The sequence below is a fragment of the Paraflavitalea sp. genome (assembly GCF_059502485.1).
The window spans coordinates 1,393,521-1,409,778 of the sequence record NZ_JCACET010000010.1; the positions used below are offsets into that span (position 1 = coordinate 1,393,521).

The following is a 16,258-nucleotide window of genomic DNA, read 5'->3' on the forward strand; positions in this document are numbered from 1 at the left end:
CTATTACTAACCTAAATAGGCTTTCAATGCATTGCTGTAGCGGGCCTTTTGTAAACGTTTGATAGCCCTTTCCTTGATCTGGCGGATACGCTCTTTAGTAAGATCGTATTTCTGTCCGATCTGCTCGATGGTAACACCATTTTCGCCATCCAGGCCAAAATAGGCGTTTACGATCTCTGCTTCACGTGGGCTGAGTGATTTCAACACCCGGCGTATTTCATTACGCAGGGAGTCTTTCATCACATCATCATCTGTATCATCACCACCTTCCAGCAGGTCACCCATAGCCACATCTTCTGCTTCGTGCACAGGGGCATCGAGGGAAGTGTGACGGGTATTGCTTTGGAAGATATTATTGATCTCGGTTTCGCTCATTTCGAGAAGCTCTGCCAGCTCTTCGGTACTTGGTTCACGCTCATGCTCCTGCTCGAAGGCCATGTAAGCCTTATTAGCTTTATTGTAAGTACCGATCTTGTTCTGGGGCAAACGTACGAGACGGCCTTGTTCAGCCAATGCCTGTAAGATAGACTGACGAATCCACCATACCGCGTAGGAGATGAATTTAAAACCTTTGGTTTCGTCGAAACGCTGTGCCGCCTTGATCAGACCGAGGTTACCCTCGTTGATCAGATCGCTCAGGGACAGGCCCTGGTGCTGATACTGCTTGGCTACGGATACTACGAAACGTAGGTTCGCCTGTACTAACTTATCCAACGCTTTCTGATCCCCCATCTTGATCCGCTGGGCCAGTACAGTCTCCTCTTCGGGAGTAATCATTGGGATTTTTGAAATTTCCTGCAGATATTTCTCTACTGCCTGCGAGTCGCGATTAGTTATCTGGGTAGCAATTTTGAGCTGTCTCATATCAAATTTCTAAGTGAAAAATAATAACTGTCAATTGGGGGCAGGGTACAGTATCAACAGTAAATAGACTGAAAAGTTCAGGGGGAGGTTGCAAATCAACCGCAAAATGAGCTGTTAATGTGTTAGATCCGTCCAGAACCGTCTGCAAAAATAACACGCAATCACGAAATCTCATAGCCTTTGTGGATAAAAACAAAGCTGTTAAGGGTAGATTCCGGATTGAATGTCAACGCAAACGTTTGTGCCTGTTTGCGTGTGATAAGCTGAAAACCGCGCCAACACTACTATAGACGATGTAACTACAAGATTCCTGTGCTTCAAAATCCGTCTCTAAAAAAATTGTGAATAACCTAAAATATTATTTTGTAACTAAGAAATTAGTTATAGATTTGAGCTACAACTAAAAAATTAGTTATGAAGCCGCTCACCAAAGCAGAAGAACAGGTAATGCTGGTTGTATGGGACCTTGGCCAAGGATTCCTGAAGGATATAATGGAGCACATTCCAGAGCCCAGGCCCCATTCGAACACGGTAGCCACCATTTTGAAGATCCTGGTAGAGAAGGAGTTTATAGAGTATGAGGTGCAGGGCAGGAACAACCTGTACAAACCAAGGATCAGCAAGACAGAATATGGCAAGAAAAGCGTGAACCAGCTGGTTAAAGGGTATTTTGAAGGCTCTCCTGCCAAGCTGGTATCGCAATTCGTTAGCGACAATAAACTAAGCCAGCAAGAGCTGGAGGCTCTGCTGCAACAAATCCGTGACGCCCAAAACAAGTAATTATGGTGTTCCTGCTTTATTTCCTCAAAATGGTGATCTGCTCGGGAGTACTGACGGGCTATTACTGGCTCTTCCTCCGCAACAAGCGGTTTCACCACTATAACCGGTTCTTTTTGCTGGGCACGCTGGCGCTATCGCTGCTGCTGCCGTTGGCAAGCCTACCGGTAATCTTTGATCCGGAGGCACCGGTTCAGTCGACCGCCTATCGGGTGGTGCAGGCCATTAGCTTACCAACTGAAAGTGCGCCCACTCCTACTACAATGGCAATTCCTGTTGTAGTTAATAAGATCGAGGCAACACCAATGATCACCACTGCAAACTGCCTTTGGATCTTATATTGGGCCGGAGCAGCCTGGCTGTTGCTAACATTGGTGCGTGCCCTATATCAATTGTTCCGCCTGCACAGGCAGTATCGGCCATCGTCTATAAATGGGCTGCTTATTTACAATACTACAGCCGCGGGAACTCCTTTTTCTTTTTTCCGCTCCATATTCTGGAATCAGCAGTTGGACATTTCCGGTACAGCCGGTCAAAAGATCTTCCGGCACGAAGTATTCCATTGCCGACAGTTGCATTCATTGGATATTCTGCTGACTGAGCTTGTTTTAATTGGCTGCTGGTTCAATCCCTTCTTTTGGCTGCTGAAGAAAGAACTATCGGCCATTCATGAATTCCTGGCCGACCAATATGCTGCTGCCGACAGCGACCCTTCGGATTATGCCCAGTTGTTGGTGCTTCAAGTGGCCCAGGCCAATAACAGAATGCTTAATCACTATTTTTTCACTCATCCCATAAAACGTCGTATTACCATGATCTTATCATCCAACCCAACGAGATTCGGCTACCTGAGCCGGATTATGGCACTGCCTGTAGTGCTGGTGCTTGCCGGAACGATTGCTGTAAAGGCACAACAGGTTGCCTCTAAACTACCTGAAGGCTTATCTGCGGAAATGTATTTTGCTACGGACAATCGCGGTATGCTTGCTGTAAAAAGCACTAAGCTGCAAAAAATGCCCGTCTATGAATTCAAGACTATTAAAGAAGTCCCCGGGAACGGGCCTGATATCACTATCGCAAGGCTTCTGCAAAAAGAGATCACTAATATGAAACAGGTGCAGGAAAAATTAGGCGCCCCCAGGCAAAAGACGCTTTCGACCGGCGAAAGTGTATGGAGTTATACGGCGGGCGGGAAATCACTTCGCATCGTGTTTGACAGAAATACTGATACCATCCAATCGTTCAACTACGTGCAGTTTGGAAAATCTGTTGCTCAAAAGCTCAGCTATGAGCAGGTAAAATCCATCAAGGAAGGCCAAACCACCGGAGAGATGATCACACAATTGTTCGGCAAACCCACAAACATCTTTGTCAAGAAGGATGCAGAAACCTGGCAATTCGAGTTACCCAATCAACAATTGAGCATTGAATTCGACAGACTGGGAGACGGCCACCAATTGGTACGTTCCTTCAATTATAATGAACATAATCCTGATTACGGCAAATAGTTGACCATCACCTCTCAAATCAGTTGTATGAGCATACTGTTGTATTTTCTGAAAGTGATCCTTTGTTCAGGCATCCTGTTTGGTTATTACCACCTGTTCCTGCGAAACAAACGTTTCCATCATTATAACCGGTTTTACCTGCTGGGAGCACTTGTACTTTCACTGGTATTGCCGTTGTTCAAGATACCGGTGTTCAATGAAGACTCCGGCACACTGAACCAGGTAGTATACCGGACTGCACAGGTCATTACCGTATCGCCAGTAGTAGCTCAGGCTTCTCCAACGCAGGAAGCAAGTACCCTGTTTACGGCCGGCAACCTGGTTTGGACGGTGTATGGGTTGGGTATCCTGGTGTTGCTGTTCATGCTTGGCCGATCATTGGGATACATCCGGAAGATATCGCAACGGTATCCTTTTGAACGGGTAAATGATCTGAAGTTTTACCAGACACAGGAACCAGGTACGCCTTTTTCTTTCTTCCGGTCTATCTTCTGGAACGATGCATTGAATTTTAATAGTCAGCAGGGACAACAGATATTCCGGCACGAACTATTTCATGTGCAACAGAAGCATACTGCAGATATCCTGCTGGCAGAGATCATCACGATGCTGTGTTGGTTCAACCCGTTCTTTTATCTTATCAAGAAAGAACTGAAAGCTATTCACGAATTTCTGGCCGATCAATATGCTGCTTCCGGCAGCAACCGCTATCAATATGCCGAATTACTGGTTGAGCAGGTAATGGCTTCGCGCGCAGCCTCGCTTGCACATCCGTTTTTTCAACATCAATTAAAAAGACGAATTACCATGATCACTCAGCTTAATCAAACAAAATATGGCTACTGGAGCCGCGTAATGGTGCTCCCATTGTCTATAACACTTTTCTTTTCGCTGGCCCTGTATGCTGGTGAAAACAAGCAATCCCCTACGCTAAAGCAGGATAACACTGATAGATTTAATATAGCGTCTGTTACAGACACCGCTCCACAGCCCTATATTAAAGTGCAAAAATGGAAACAGGCACAGGCAACAGCACCAACAAAGGAAGAAAAGGAATTCTTTTTTGTTGAAGAGCGTTTCAAAGGGTCAGAGTTGCAGATCGTTCGGGAAAAGCAGGAATTGCTGCAGAAGATCCTGAAACAGAATAAAACAAAAGATGAGCACATGGACATCGTGCTGCAAAAGGAATTGAATGACCTGAAAATGCAGGAAAAGCAATTACAGGCAAAGCGGGAATTCGTTCTTAAAGAGAAGATTGTCAAAAATGATGTCCGTTATTATACGGATGATAAGGCCCATTACTACAAGGATGACAAGACCCGTTATTACACCGATGACAAGTCTCGTTACTATACCGACGATAAGACCCGCTACTATAAAGATGATAAAACGGGTTACTATACCGATGAGGATCATCAGAAGCTACAAACCGAATTAAAACAATTGTCGCTTCTCAAAAAAGAGCTTGAAGCCGGCAATGATCCACAAAAGGGAGAACGCCTGAAAAAGATCGACTTGCAACTGCAGGCCATACAGGACTACCAGAAAAACGTGGTCGGCGTGCCATCAAACTTTGAGTACAGAGAAGATACCACCATCAGAACACTGCAACGCTTTTTCAACAAGAACTTTCGTTATCCCAAAGACATGATAGAAAATGATGGCCAGGGTTCTGTATGGTATTCTTTCAAACTGGATGAATCCGGTAAACCGGTTGACTATGAAGTATTCGATAAAGCACCTACTGCCGTAGAAGGGAAAATATGGGAAATTGTAATTGTAGGGTATTCCAAACAAACAGGTAATACCATAAGTGCGGAAAACTTACAACAACAAATGAAGAACGAGGTCTTACGGATCGCCGCAAAAAATACCACTCCTTTCAGGGAAGGTACCAAAGTAACTCCTGCCCGCTATTATTTTAAAGCTACTTTCAAATTGCAAAAAGAAGACTAATAACGCTCACTTTATCATTCGCCTTAATACCACCGGCCATAGTTTCTATGGCCGGTGGTTTGTAACCTTCTTCGCATAACGTTTTCAGGCAACCGTAATAGATGTCCTTTCAACTTATCCTGTAGCAATAGCGAACGTCCGTAAACGCGCACATAATGTATCGTAACCGGTCAGCCAGGAAGTACTAATTTATTTAATAACTATTGATTATCAATGTTTCATAAAATGGCATAGCCCTTGAAACATTTCACTTCATTACGTGTCTTTTAAACACTGAATTCAATCTTTTTTTTCTATACGCAAGTTAACTTTTGTTAACACGGGGCAGGTTTCCACTTGCCCCTTATTATTTATTCTATCTAATAAAAAAGCGGCACTTCGTGTAGAAAGTACCGCTTTCGCTTATCATGTTCAGCAACCTGTGCTGATTGCTTGTTCAATTAGTAAACGATCTCTTCTCCGCCAATCTTAAGCACCAATTCCTTCTTATCACTTGCCTCTACCCTGCCTACGATCTTTGCTTCAATACCTAATGCTTCACCTTCTTTGATCATGCCGGCAGCCGCTTTTTCGGTAGTGAATACTTCAAGACGATGGCCCATGTTGAATACCTGGTACATCTCCCGCAGATCACTGCCAGAGGCTTTTTGTATGACCTGGAAAATAACAGGCGGCTCAAACAGGTTGTCTTTTACAATACGGAAATCGCCGGGCAGGTATTTCATGCACTTGGTCTGTCCGCCACCACTGCAGTGGATGAGGCCGTGGATATCATCAAACTGTTTTTCGAACAGTTGCTTGAGCAGCGGCGCGTAGGTACGCGTAGGACTCAGGAGCAATTGACCAACGTTGAGCTCGGCATAGGGAGCCGGAAGCCGGTCGGTCATTCTGTGTGGCCCTATATAAACGACTTCATCGCTCAGTGAGTTTTCGTATGATTCTTTGTACTGCTGTGCATAGAACTTACCCAATACATCATGGCGGGCGCTGGTGAGTCCGTTGCTGCCGAGGCCGCTGTTGTAGGCAGTCTCATATTTGGCCTGGCCAAAGCTGGAGAACCCTACAATCACATCACCTGGTTGTATCTTTTCGTTGGTCACCAATTTGTTCTTAGGCCAGCGGGCTGTCATGGTACCGTTTACCGCAATCGTGCGCACTACATCACCTACGTCGGCTGTTTCGCCACCCAGGAAATGGATGTTGACACCATATTGCTTCAGTTCGTCGAATATTTGCTGGGTGCCATTGATGATTACTTCCAACACTTCGCCCGGAACGAGCTTTTTATTGCGGTCGATGGTAGAGGAGAATAAGAGGTTGTCGTGGATACCTACACACAGGAGATCGTCGAGGTTCATGACGATAGCATCCTGCGCAATGCCTTTCCACACGCTGATATCACCAGTCTCTTTCCAATAGAGGTAGGCCAGGATACTTTTGGTGCCGGCGCCATCTGCGTGCATCAGGTTCACCCAGTTGGCATCACCGGTAAGGTAATCGGGATATATTTTACAAAAAGCATAGGGATATAAGCCCTTGTCCAGTTTCTCGGTAGCCTTGTGAACTTCTTCTTTCTGAGCAGAAACGCCCCGCTGTGAATATAGACTCATCCGGCAAAACTAAGAAAAGTCCGAAAGACCGTAAATCAGTAAGCCCGAAAGCGGAAAGAATGTCGATAAATAATCAAAGATACTTCCTGACTTTACCGACTTTCCGACTTTCGGACTAATTTAGCACCGCATTTATGAAAGTCTATTATTCAATCGATAATATACCTGCCTTTAACCGGGCAGTGCTAACCATAGGCACATTCGACGGGGTACACCTGGGTCACCAGCAGATATTGGAGCAACTGAAGCAGGAGGCCAGGCGGATAGGCGGTGAAACGGTTATCATCACCTTCCACCCCCACCCCCGCAAGGTGGTATCGGGCCAGCAGCCTGCTTTCCACCTGCTCAATACCATCGAAGAAAGGATTGAATTGCTGGACAAGAACGGTATCGACCACCTGGTGATTGTTCCTTTTACCCCTGCTTTCGCCCAACAAACCCCGGAGGAATATATAGAGCATTTCCTGATCGAAAAGTTCCACCCCCATACGATCATTATCGGTTATGACCATCGATTTGGACAGGGCCGGACAGGCAATTACAAGCTCCTGGAGACTTATTGCGAGCGACTGGGTTTCCGGCTCCTGGAAATACCAGGCCATGTGATCGATGAAAATACCGTCAGTTCCACCCGCATCAGGCAAGCCCTCCTCGAAAGCCATATCGGGCAGGCCAATACCCTTCTCGGTTATGACTTCTTTTTTGAAGGCACCGTAGTGGAAGGCAACAAACTGGGGAGGGTACTGGGCTATCCTACTGCTAACCTTCGCATTGAAAATGAAGAAAAGCTGGTGCCGGGTAATGGTATCTATGTAGTATCTGCAGAAGTGGAAGGCCATAACTCACTAAAAGGCATGATGAGCATTGGTATACGTCCTACCATTACCGATAACAGGCGTACCATCGAGGTGAACTTGTTTGACTTTAATGCCGATATCTATAGCCGCACACTCCGTGTATACATAAAGCAATATATCCGCGCAGAAGAAAAGTTCGATGGCCTGGAATCCCTCAAAGTAGCGCTGGCTAATGATAAGCAAGTCAGCTTACGTTACTTCGGATTATAGCATTTATGCCATCATTTTTGCTACCATCTCTTTCAACAAGGATGCATCGGAAGTACCGACATCATTGACCCCAATACTTTTGAGGTTATATTGATGCAATAACAGCAAAGCGCCTTCTGTACCTTCGTATTTATAGTTCCTGGCAGTGAGTAAGTAATCTTTTACAAACCACGCATTGACCCCGATGTTGGCTGCAATGGTTTTTTCGTCAGAGCTGTTCTGCCCAAAGATCATATAGGTTTTACTGAAGAGGTTGTACAAGGTTGGCAACACAAGCTGTATGGGCGCCGCTTTGGGATTGGCCTCGAAGTACTGGATGATACGCATGGCCTTGGACAGGTCGCGCGAAGCTACCGCACTCTGTAGTTCAAAAGGATTGTATTCCTTACTTACGCCTACATACTTTTCAATATCGTCTTCTGTAATGCTTTTGCGGTCACCAAGGTTCACCAGCATCTTGTCGATCTCATTGTTGATGCGGCTCAGGTCGTTGCCGATATGATCCACCAGCAGCAACAAAGCTTTTTGGGAAATAGAATAACCTTTGGATTGTACGAGCTCGTTGGTCCAGTCGGGCAACTGGTTATCATACATTTTTTTGGTCGTCAGCATCTCCCCTTTTTCTTTCAGGGTTTTGGCCAGCTTACTACGGCCATCTACTTTTTTTTCTTTATATGATACGACGAAGATGGTAGACTTTAAAGGATTTTCTATATAAGGCTCGAGCTTATCGATATCCCGCATTTGTTGTGCTTCTTTTAACAAAACCACTTGTTTGTCGGCAAACATGGGATACCGGCGACAGGCATTGATGATGTCGGGCCAATTGGCATCCTTACCATAAAAGATGGTAAGATTGAACCCTGCCTCCGCCTCGCTCAGGATATGATGCTCTGCATAATTAACTACCTTATCAATGAAATAATCTTCTTCTCCTTCCAGCCAATAAACGGGCTTAAACTGTTTTTTTTTCCAATCAGACAATATTTTTTCTGCAGACATGTGGAAGTAAAGTATTTGAAATTGGTGCAATATTACACCAAAAAAAGGGTAGTTTGGGGAGTAAATATACAGGGCCAAAACACAATACTACACTACATTTCAGCGTTTTTGACCCCGCCATGCACCCTTGCTCGGGTAATTCTGGCATGGTTTTGGACTAACCCAATATCGACAACCTGAATGATAGGGGTTACAACCCAAATTTTAAACTTTTGAAAACACATATTAATTATGAGCACAACCAATTATCCATCAGCCAGTCCACAAAATCAACCTCCTAAAAAGGATTCTAAAAACCTTATCATCGGCTTATTGGCCGTTGGTATCCTCGGAACCTGGGGTTATTTCCTGTGGGACAAGAACAAGTCTGACCAACAGATTACGTCTTTGCAAACTCAATATGTTGCAGTTGACTCCTCAAAGAATGAATTGCAAAAGAGTTTTGATGCCGCAGTTATCCGTCTTGATTCACTGACCGGTTATAACAATGAACTGGAAGGTAAACTGAGCGAGCGTAACAGCGAGATCCAAAAGATGAAGAATAACATCGCAGCCAAACTGAAAAAAGAAAGGCTGACTGAAAGAGAGAAGAAAGAACTGGCTTCTCAAATCACTGAGTTGAACACTAAGATCGGTAATCTGGAAGCAGAAGTTGCCCGTCTGACTCAGGAAAATCAAGTGCTGACTACTGAAAAAACTCAGTTGACAGCCGACAAGGAAAAGCTTACTACTGATCTTACTACAACTACTACCGCTAAGGTAGAGTTGGAAAAGAAAGTAGACGTAGCTTCTACTCTGAACGCTTCAAACATCGGTATCACTCCTATCAACGAAAAGAGTGGTGGTCGCGAAAAAGTAACTACTACAGCAAAACGCGTAGACAAACTGGTTATCTCTTTCGATGTTGACAACCGTATCGCACCAGCTGGTTCTACTGACGTATATGTTGCAGTAACTGACCCAGAAGGTAAGCCTGTAACTGTTGAAGCACTGGGTTCTGGCACCTTCACTACCCGTGAAGAAGGTGACAAGTTCTACACTTTCAAAATGCCTGTTACTATCGAAACTGGTAAGAAAGTACACGTAGAATATCCCTGGAAACAAAACAGCGGTTTCAAGAAAGGTAACTACAAGATCGAAGTTTACCACAACGGCTTCAAGATCGGCGAAAGCGTTCGTGAGCTGAAGAAAGGTGGTCTCTTCTCTTAATAATCTTTCTATAAGATCTATAAAAAAACGTCCCGGCAAATTGTCGGGACGTTTTTTTATGTCTTTACAGCAAAGCCCTGATGGCCGCCCTTCCAATATGTACGATCCTCGATGTTCCTGGCTTACGACCTTCGTACTGGATGTTCATTTCAAGGTTGTTGGACAATCGCTTGGTGAGGTCCAAATTCCACAAAAAGTTTTTACCGGGTAATAATCCATCCAATATGATGTAAGATGACGGAGAGTTGGTATTGGGCGTAGCATCGAGTGAACTAAACGTAATATTGTTATAAGTAAAGCGCGCCTGTATAGAAGTACTTTGAAGGATGTTATATTTTACTTCGGAAAGGATCGAGTTCGACAATGATTTCTCCTGGCTGCCTGTCTGGTTCTTCTTATCAGCATACTTGTATCCCACCATTGCCCTGAAACTGGCCCCTTTGGTAAAAGTAAACCGGGGTTCTATGGAATATTGATCGATCTTAAAATTGCGGTTGTCGAATTTTGGATTGGAACTGATGAGCTGGTTGATGCCTGTTTTTCCACTCAGCTCCAGCATGAACATCCGGGTAATATTCCAGCGCCCCCGCAGGTTCCATTCATCCAGCTTACGGCTTTCATAGCCATACGTAAGCAGGGATTTATTGGTGTTGCGTGAGTTGTTGATATCAAAGCCCCATTTCGGGCTAAACCTGTTGAATGAAAGCGTATTGATAAATATGGAGTTCAGGGTGATTAACGATGTGTCATTGAGCGGAGCCTTGAAAGGATTGAACTGTACAATGCCTTTGGCTAATTCTTTCTTATTAAGCTGCAAAGATGACTGCAGGTTCAAATTGGCCAATAACTTCATGAAAGGCTTTGCTTCCGCCATATTAATCACGGACCTGGGATTTAAACCCACCGTATAGTTGAAGGTGTTGTAATTAGCTTTTACAAATTGATTGGTCGGCGTGAAGATGCGGATGTATTTTGCCTGATCCTGGAACAGGGCCACTTCAAACTCATTAAGCTGTTGTATGCCATCATTATTATAATCGATCCAGGTGTACTCCCCTTGTCCGGCAGGTACTTCGAGGTAAGCGAAATCACGCTTCTGCTCCTGCCCTGCACCTACTTCATACAGGACATTACCTGTTAGCAATCCCCTCCATTCATTCACCAAGTACTCTGCCCGGCCCAGGAGGCTGTTATCGGGCTTCTGTGTGGTTACCTTATCATTCAGGATGGAGAGCGTTCGGTAAGTACCGTTGAAGCGAAACTGGTGCCTTTCGTTTTTAAGCAACTCTGCAAAAACATTGACGTTGTGGCTGCGGTCGGAAGTAGCCAACTCTTTTCCCAGCGGATAAGCATTCGTACGAGTAAAATAAATAACGCCCCAGCGATTGAGTTTTGATCCGTCTGATTTAATAGACGCCTGGAAGTTTTCGAAGGAAAAACTTTGGAATGAGACACTGTCGGAAAACCTGTTATGAATCTCATTATGCTCCACCGAATAATTAAGTCCCAGGGTGTAATTCTTCAATCGGGGAAACTGACGTGAGATATCGATGGTAGGGCGCAGGAAATAACCTTTATCTGTAGTAGCATCTACCGCTGAATACATGAACACATTGTTCAGCTTCCAGCCTTTGATGTTATGAGTGTGCGCCACTGTATTACGGACCCCGGTAAAACCGGAACCCCGGTTATAACGCGTAAACTGGTAGCGTAGAGAATTGCCTTTGGCGTCCACCAGTTGGGCGGCGCCAGTAGCAATAGCCTCATTATCGGACGTTACCTGGAGCGGTAATCCCCAGTCACGTGTAAACTCTACATTCCTTAATCTTTCCAGTGGTTTGAACCTTGCTTCCACGTATTCAAACCCTCCTTCTGTCACCAACTGCAATCCAATCTTGGAAGACTTAAATGGTAAGGTATTCTTCAATTGCACTTTACCAGCGTAACCCTTATCATTCCCTTTATCTTTCGAAGAAAATGTATTTACATCATAACTACTCATGGCGACCTCTGTATTCAGGATCGTGTTCTTCGTAATGTTATAGTCCAGCCCAATGCTCACAAGCTGTTGTTTCTTGGGAGTTACCAGTAATACAGCCGGCTCGTATTGCCCCTGTTTGTTGCCATTAACAGGCTCTACCCAGCGGTATACCTTTCCATTGGCGCCATTGAGATCAGGAATATAATCGCCATTCCCTACACCCACATCGATGAATGATAAACTGTAATGGGCACTATCGGGGTTAGTGCTGTATACATAAATGGAATCGCGGGTAGGTGCACCATTCCATGTAGTGTCGATCTTTTTGTAAAGAATCTTACCGGCAGCAAAAGTATCGAGGTCGGCAGTAGGATAAAAAGCCCTTGAAATACTATCGCCAATGGTATTCAGAAATTGCTTTTGCTGCGGGTCCAAAGATTGGTTGATGGGTGAGCTCTTGGCATCTGCGTTATTGAAAAAGCCTATTCGTAATGCCGCTTTCTGTCCCAGCTTCACCTCATCGGCCAGGTAGATATTCGAGTTGAGGTAGTTCCTGTCGGCATATTCAAACTCCACCTGGATACGCCTATCCTTGGTGATCATTCGTTTGGGCGTAAAGGCTATCTCGGCTGTGTTGTAGTTGATCACATAGTCCTGGTCTTCGCCCCGTTGCAGCAATTCTCCATCGATGAATACCCGTTCAGTATTGGCCAGCACAACGAAGAAGAATTCATTATTTGCCCCTTGCAAACGGTATGGCCCCTGGTTACCTTCCTGGCCATTGAATACATTGCGCGTAAATTTTCCTTTGGCGATGGAACCACTCACCAACAGGTTATTGCTGATCTTATCCGTGATAGCGGTTTGCGTCTCGAAGGAGATACCCTGCAAGCGTTTATAGAAGTTGAGGAAATAACTCTTTTGCTGACGGATATCGATATCACCCAGGCTTAGCTGCCAGTTCTTTTTCCTGAATTGAAGAAAGATGCGGTCAAACTCATTCAGCTCCTGGGTAGTGCCATCCGGTTGAATAGGGATATTGTTATCGGTAATGGCTGCAACGATCTCGATACTATCAGCCAGAAAGCCATTCAATTGCAGGTTGAGGTTGGAAGAAACTACTGCGTCCTGGCTGTTACCAAACGAGATAGACCGCCCAAAGCTACCATTGTAATTGATATTCCCGAAGTTGAAGAACCCTTCCGCCTGCGACACCCCAGCATAGTTGGGCATAAATGGTTGCCCGATAAAATTGTTCATAATGCTGTCGTAAGGCATCCTGTTCATGGCAGCATCCAGCTTTGCAGGAAATACCCGGTAATAGACCGTCAGGGTATCGAGCACTGGTTTTGCTTTCCAGGTAAGCCGGGCGCGCACAAAGTCGAGGCTGTAAAGGCTATCCGGAACGCCCGGAATGAACAATGTTTTGGGAATGATGCTTAAGGTATCCAGCTGCACAACATGCTGGTTGGCGAGGATGATCTTTTTGCGGAGGTTGGACAAAGGTTTACCTGTCTGCGGAGCCTGGCCAAATGCCGGCTGCAGCAAGGGTAGACACAATAAAGCGAGTATCAATATCCTCCCGATCAACAAGGTGCAATTTCGTTTTACTGAATCCTTTTACGGAAGTGGAAGGCACATGGCTTCCGGAAAAGGCTGCTCGCTGTTTATAGCGCTTAAAATTAGGATTTTATTGCCTCAACACGGGCTTTTATACTGTTTATCAGGCACTGGGAAAGCCGCGTGCAACGCCGCAGCCTATAATCGTGTCAATAGCTTACCTGACACCCTACACCAATGAGGAATTTTATACCCTTCGCCGTACTGATCACCGTATTTACCGGCTGCCGGCAATATGCTTTTTACCAAAGCCCCTTGCACAGCAATACCAGCAGTTATAAAGCCACCCCTTTACAAAGTGATAGTATAGCCGCAGCCACTTATGCCAGCATCAACTTTATGGTGGGCGGCGCCAATCACAGATGGCACGATAATACCTGGAGTTTTAGCGGCTCTCTGCACAGAAGTCATAATTTCGGCATGTTCCAGGCCTCTTACGGCGCCAACACAACACTGGGTGTTTACGACGTACGGCCATATATCACCTCCAATGACACTACAAACACTCCCCGAACGAACAGCTTCAGGCCATTCGACGAAATAGCGATTAATAGCCGGTCGGGCAACAAGTTTTTTGGCGCCTGGGGACTGATGGGTAGCATCAATGTGGTGGTACCATTTAGCCGGAGCAGTGAGTGGAGGGCATTCGGCACCGAACTATCCTGGAATAGTGAGTTTGGCAAGTACCTCGACTTTAGAAAGGATTTACCCGATGGTGTCGCCAATATTGTAAGCCGGAAAAACAACTATTTCACGATGAGCTTCTTTACAGAAGTAGTAGGTCGTCTCGACGATGATAAGGCGTTGGGATATAAGATGGCCTGCGTAGTATCTCCCCAAACGCTCCAGGGAGATGATGTTTCACACAGCATTACCCCAACCTATTTTTCGCAGACCGTCCATTTAAGACTACACAGAGCAACGTTGTATGCCCAATTTAATCTTGGCTCTTATGCCGCTAACATGCAAACCGGCTTTAGCTTACGCCTTGGTAAATAAAAAAGGCTGGCAATCTGCCAGCCCTGTAAATATTATCAAAACTTACTAAGCAACTTTCAGCTTCCGGGCTTGTTTTTCTTCGAGGTATTCATCGAAGGTCATCAGCTTATCGATAGCACCGGCAGGTGTCAATTCGATGATGCGGTTAGCCACGGTTTGCAGGAAGGTATGGTCATGTGAAGTGATCAGTACAATACCTTTAAAGTTTTCCATGCTTTCGTTAAAAGCCTGAATAGACTCCAGGTCGAGGTGGTTGGTAGGCTCGTCGAGGATCACCACATTAGGATCTTGCAACATCATACGGCTGATCATACAACGCACTTTCTCACCACCACTCAATACAGATGTTTTCTTCATGATCTCATCTCCACTGAACAGCATCTTACCCAGGAAACCACGCAGGAAAGGCTCATCCACATCAGTTACATGCGGTGGCACATACTGGCGCAACCAATCCATCAGGTTATAGCTGGTGGTAAAAAACTCGGAGTTGTCATTAGGCAGGTAGGCTTTAGATACCGTAGTGCCCCATTCGAATTTACCGCTATCGGCAGTCTGCTTGCCATTGATGATCTCAAAGAAAGCAGTAACCGCCATCTGGTCATCAGCTACCACAGCGATCTTATCGCCTTTATTGACAGTGAAACTTACATTCTTGAATAAGTTACGACCATCCACTGTTGATGCAGACAGTTGTTCTACATTCAATATCTGGTTACCTACTTCACGCAGTTGCTTGAAGATGATACCAGGATATTTACGATTGGAAGCCGTGATATCTTCGATAACCAGCTTTTCCAATGCCTTCTTACGGGAAGTGGCTTGCTTGGATTTAGAAGCGTTGGCACTGAAACGCGCGATAAAGTCCATCAGGTCTTTACGCTTTTCCTCCATCTTCTTATTCTTATCTCCCTGCTGACGGGCAGCCAATTGGCTACTTTCATACCAGAAGGTGTAGTTACCAGTGTAGATCTTGATCTTCTGACGATCTACGTCAGCCACATGCGTACACACAGAGTCGAGGAAGTGACGGTCGTGAGATACAACAATCACAATATTTTCATATTCGGCCAGGAAGTTCTCCAGCCAGGAAATAGTTACGACGTCAAGGTTGTTGGTAGGCTCATCGAGAATGAGGATATCAGGATTACCAAACAGGGCCTGCGCCAACAATACGCGTACTTTAAGCGCACCACTGATGTCTTTCATCAGCGTTTGATGTACTTCTTCTTCTACGCCCAGCTCACTCAGTAAAGTAGCAGCATCACTCTCGGCAGTATAACCGCCCATCTCCCCAAACTCGCCTTCCAGTTCACCAGCCTTGATACCATCTTCTTCGGTGAAGTCTTCCTTGGCATAGATCGCATCGCGTTCCTGCATCACCTTCCACAGTTTGCTGTGCCCCATCATCACCGTACTCAATACAGTGGATTCGTCAAATGCGAAATGGTTCTGGTTCAACACAGCCATCCGTTCGCCGGGCGTAATGTCTACCGTGCCTTTATTAGGCTCGATCTCACCAGACAGAATTTTCAGGAAAGTAGACTTACCGGCACCATTGGCGCCAATAACTCCATAGCAATTGCCTTTTGTAAAGGAAAGGTTTACTTCATCAAACAAAACGCGCTTACCAAACGAAAGCGTTACATTATTTACCGATATCAT

11 protein-coding genes are annotated in these 16,258 nt (G+C 45.3%); 6 read left to right on the forward strand and 5 right to left on the reverse strand.

What is annotated here, in order from left to right; genetic code table 11:
- Window positions 1-6: 6 nt before the first annotated feature.
- Entirely contained in the window at window positions 7-864 is an 858-nt protein-coding gene (locus AC5JBY_RS22790; RefSeq protein WP_014217201.1) for a sigma-70 family RNA polymerase sigma factor, read from the reverse strand.
- Between the two features lie 414 nt (window positions 865-1,278).
- Between AC5JBY_RS22790 and AC5JBY_RS22795 the strand changes: the two genes are divergently transcribed.
- The 3 genes from AC5JBY_RS22795 to AC5JBY_RS22805 are packed head-to-tail and all read left to right on the forward strand — an operon-like array spanning window position 1,279 to window position 5,105.
- Window positions 1,279-1,644, forward strand: coding sequence for a BlaI/MecI/CopY family transcriptional regulator (locus AC5JBY_RS22795; RefSeq protein ID WP_495906967.1), 366 nt, complete (start codon window positions 1,279-1,281; stop codon window positions 1,642-1,644).
- A 2-nt stretch (window positions 1,645-1,646) separates the two neighbouring features.
- Window positions 1,647-3,149, forward strand: a complete 1,503-nt coding sequence (locus AC5JBY_RS22800) for a M56 family metallopeptidase (RefSeq protein ID WP_495906968.1) — start codon at window positions 1,647-1,649, stop codon at window positions 3,147-3,149.
- A gap of 27 nt (window positions 3,150-3,176) precedes the next feature.
- Complete coding sequence (locus tag AC5JBY_RS22805) at window positions 3,177-5,105, forward strand: M56 family metallopeptidase (RefSeq protein WP_495906969.1); 1,929 nt, start codon at window positions 3,177-3,179, stop codon at window positions 5,103-5,105.
- Window positions 5,106-5,545: 440 nt separating this feature from the next.
- Here the strand turns inward: AC5JBY_RS22805 and AC5JBY_RS22810 are convergent, their stop codons facing one another.
- Window positions 5,546-6,715, reverse strand: coding sequence for an AIR synthase related protein (locus AC5JBY_RS22810; RefSeq protein WP_495906970.1), 1,170 nt, complete (start codon window positions 6,713-6,715; stop codon window positions 5,546-5,548).
- 134 nt (window positions 6,716-6,849) lie between these two features.
- Between AC5JBY_RS22810 and AC5JBY_RS22815 the strand changes: the two genes are divergently transcribed.
- Entirely contained in the window at window positions 6,850-7,782 is a 933-nt protein-coding gene (locus tag AC5JBY_RS22815) for a bifunctional riboflavin kinase/FAD synthetase (protein WP_495906971.1), read from the forward strand.
- A 3-nt stretch (window positions 7,783-7,785) separates the two neighbouring features.
- Here the strand turns inward: AC5JBY_RS22815 and holA are convergent, their stop codons facing one another.
- Window positions 7,786-8,784, reverse strand: coding sequence for a DNA polymerase III subunit delta (holA, locus tag AC5JBY_RS22820; protein WP_495906972.1), 999 nt, complete (start codon window positions 8,782-8,784; stop codon window positions 7,786-7,788).
- Window positions 8,785-9,015: 231 nt separating this feature from the next.
- Here holA and AC5JBY_RS22825 point away from each other — a divergent pair, with 231 nt between their 5' ends.
- On the forward strand, window positions 9,016-9,993 hold the full coding sequence (locus AC5JBY_RS22825) for a DUF8428 domain-containing protein (RefSeq protein ID WP_495906973.1): 978 nt from the start codon (window positions 9,016-9,018) through the stop codon (window positions 9,991-9,993).
- Between the two features lie 64 nt (window positions 9,994-10,057).
- Here AC5JBY_RS22825 and AC5JBY_RS22830 read toward each other — a convergent pair whose 3' ends face one another.
- Window positions 10,058-13,567 (reverse strand): DUF8818 domain-containing protein, encoded by a 3,510-nt coding sequence (locus tag AC5JBY_RS22830; RefSeq protein WP_495906974.1) that lies wholly within the window; start codon window positions 13,565-13,567, stop codon window positions 10,058-10,060.
- 204 nt (window positions 13,568-13,771) lie between these two features.
- Between AC5JBY_RS22830 and AC5JBY_RS22835 the strand changes: the two genes are divergently transcribed.
- Complete coding sequence (locus AC5JBY_RS22835; protein WP_495906975.1) at window positions 13,772-14,593, forward strand: hypothetical protein; 822 nt, start codon at window positions 13,772-13,774, stop codon at window positions 14,591-14,593.
- Window positions 14,594-14,638: 45 nt separating this feature from the next.
- On the opposite strand, the gene AC5JBY_RS22840 is transcribed toward AC5JBY_RS22835, so the two are convergent.
- Window positions 14,639-16,258 carry an ABC-F family ATP-binding cassette domain-containing protein gene (locus AC5JBY_RS22840; RefSeq protein WP_495906976.1) on the reverse strand — a complete coding sequence of 540 codons (1,620 nt, stop codon included), beginning with the start codon at window positions 16,256-16,258 and terminating at the stop codon, window positions 14,639-14,641.

What these genes read in the sequence shown, in the direction of transcription:
- AC5JBY_RS22790 (WP_014217201.1), bottom strand. Translation starts at nt 864, where the DNA reads ATGAGACAGCTCAAAATTGCTACCCAGATAACTAATCGCGACTCGCAG.
- AC5JBY_RS22795 (WP_495906967.1), top strand. Translation starts at nt 1,279, where the DNA reads ATGAAGCCGCTCACCAAAGCAGAAGAACAGGTAATGCTGGTTGTATGG.
- AC5JBY_RS22800 (WP_495906968.1), top strand. Translation starts at nt 1,647, where the DNA reads ATGGTGTTCCTGCTTTATTTCCTCAAAATGGTGATCTGCTCGGGAGTA.
- AC5JBY_RS22805 (WP_495906969.1), top strand. Translation starts at nt 3,177, where the DNA reads ATGAGCATACTGTTGTATTTTCTGAAAGTGATCCTTTGTTCAGGCATC.
- AC5JBY_RS22810 (WP_495906970.1), bottom strand. Translation starts at nt 6,715, where the DNA reads ATGAGTCTATATTCACAGCGGGGCGTTTCTGCTCAGAAAGAAGAAGTT.
- AC5JBY_RS22815 (WP_495906971.1), top strand. Translation starts at nt 6,850, where the DNA reads ATGAAAGTCTATTATTCAATCGATAATATACCTGCCTTTAACCGGGCA.
- holA (WP_495906972.1), bottom strand. Translation starts at nt 8,784, where the DNA reads ATGTCTGCAGAAAAAATATTGTCTGATTGGAAAAAAAAACAGTTTAAG.
- AC5JBY_RS22825 (WP_495906973.1), top strand. Translation starts at nt 9,016, where the DNA reads ATGAGCACAACCAATTATCCATCAGCCAGTCCACAAAATCAACCTCCT.
- AC5JBY_RS22835 (WP_495906975.1), top strand. Translation starts at nt 13,772, where the DNA reads ATGAGGAATTTTATACCCTTCGCCGTACTGATCACCGTATTTACCGGC.
- AC5JBY_RS22840 (WP_495906976.1), bottom strand. Translation starts at nt 16,258, where the DNA reads ATGATATCGGTAAATAATGTAACGCTTTCGTTTGGTAAGCGCGTTTTG.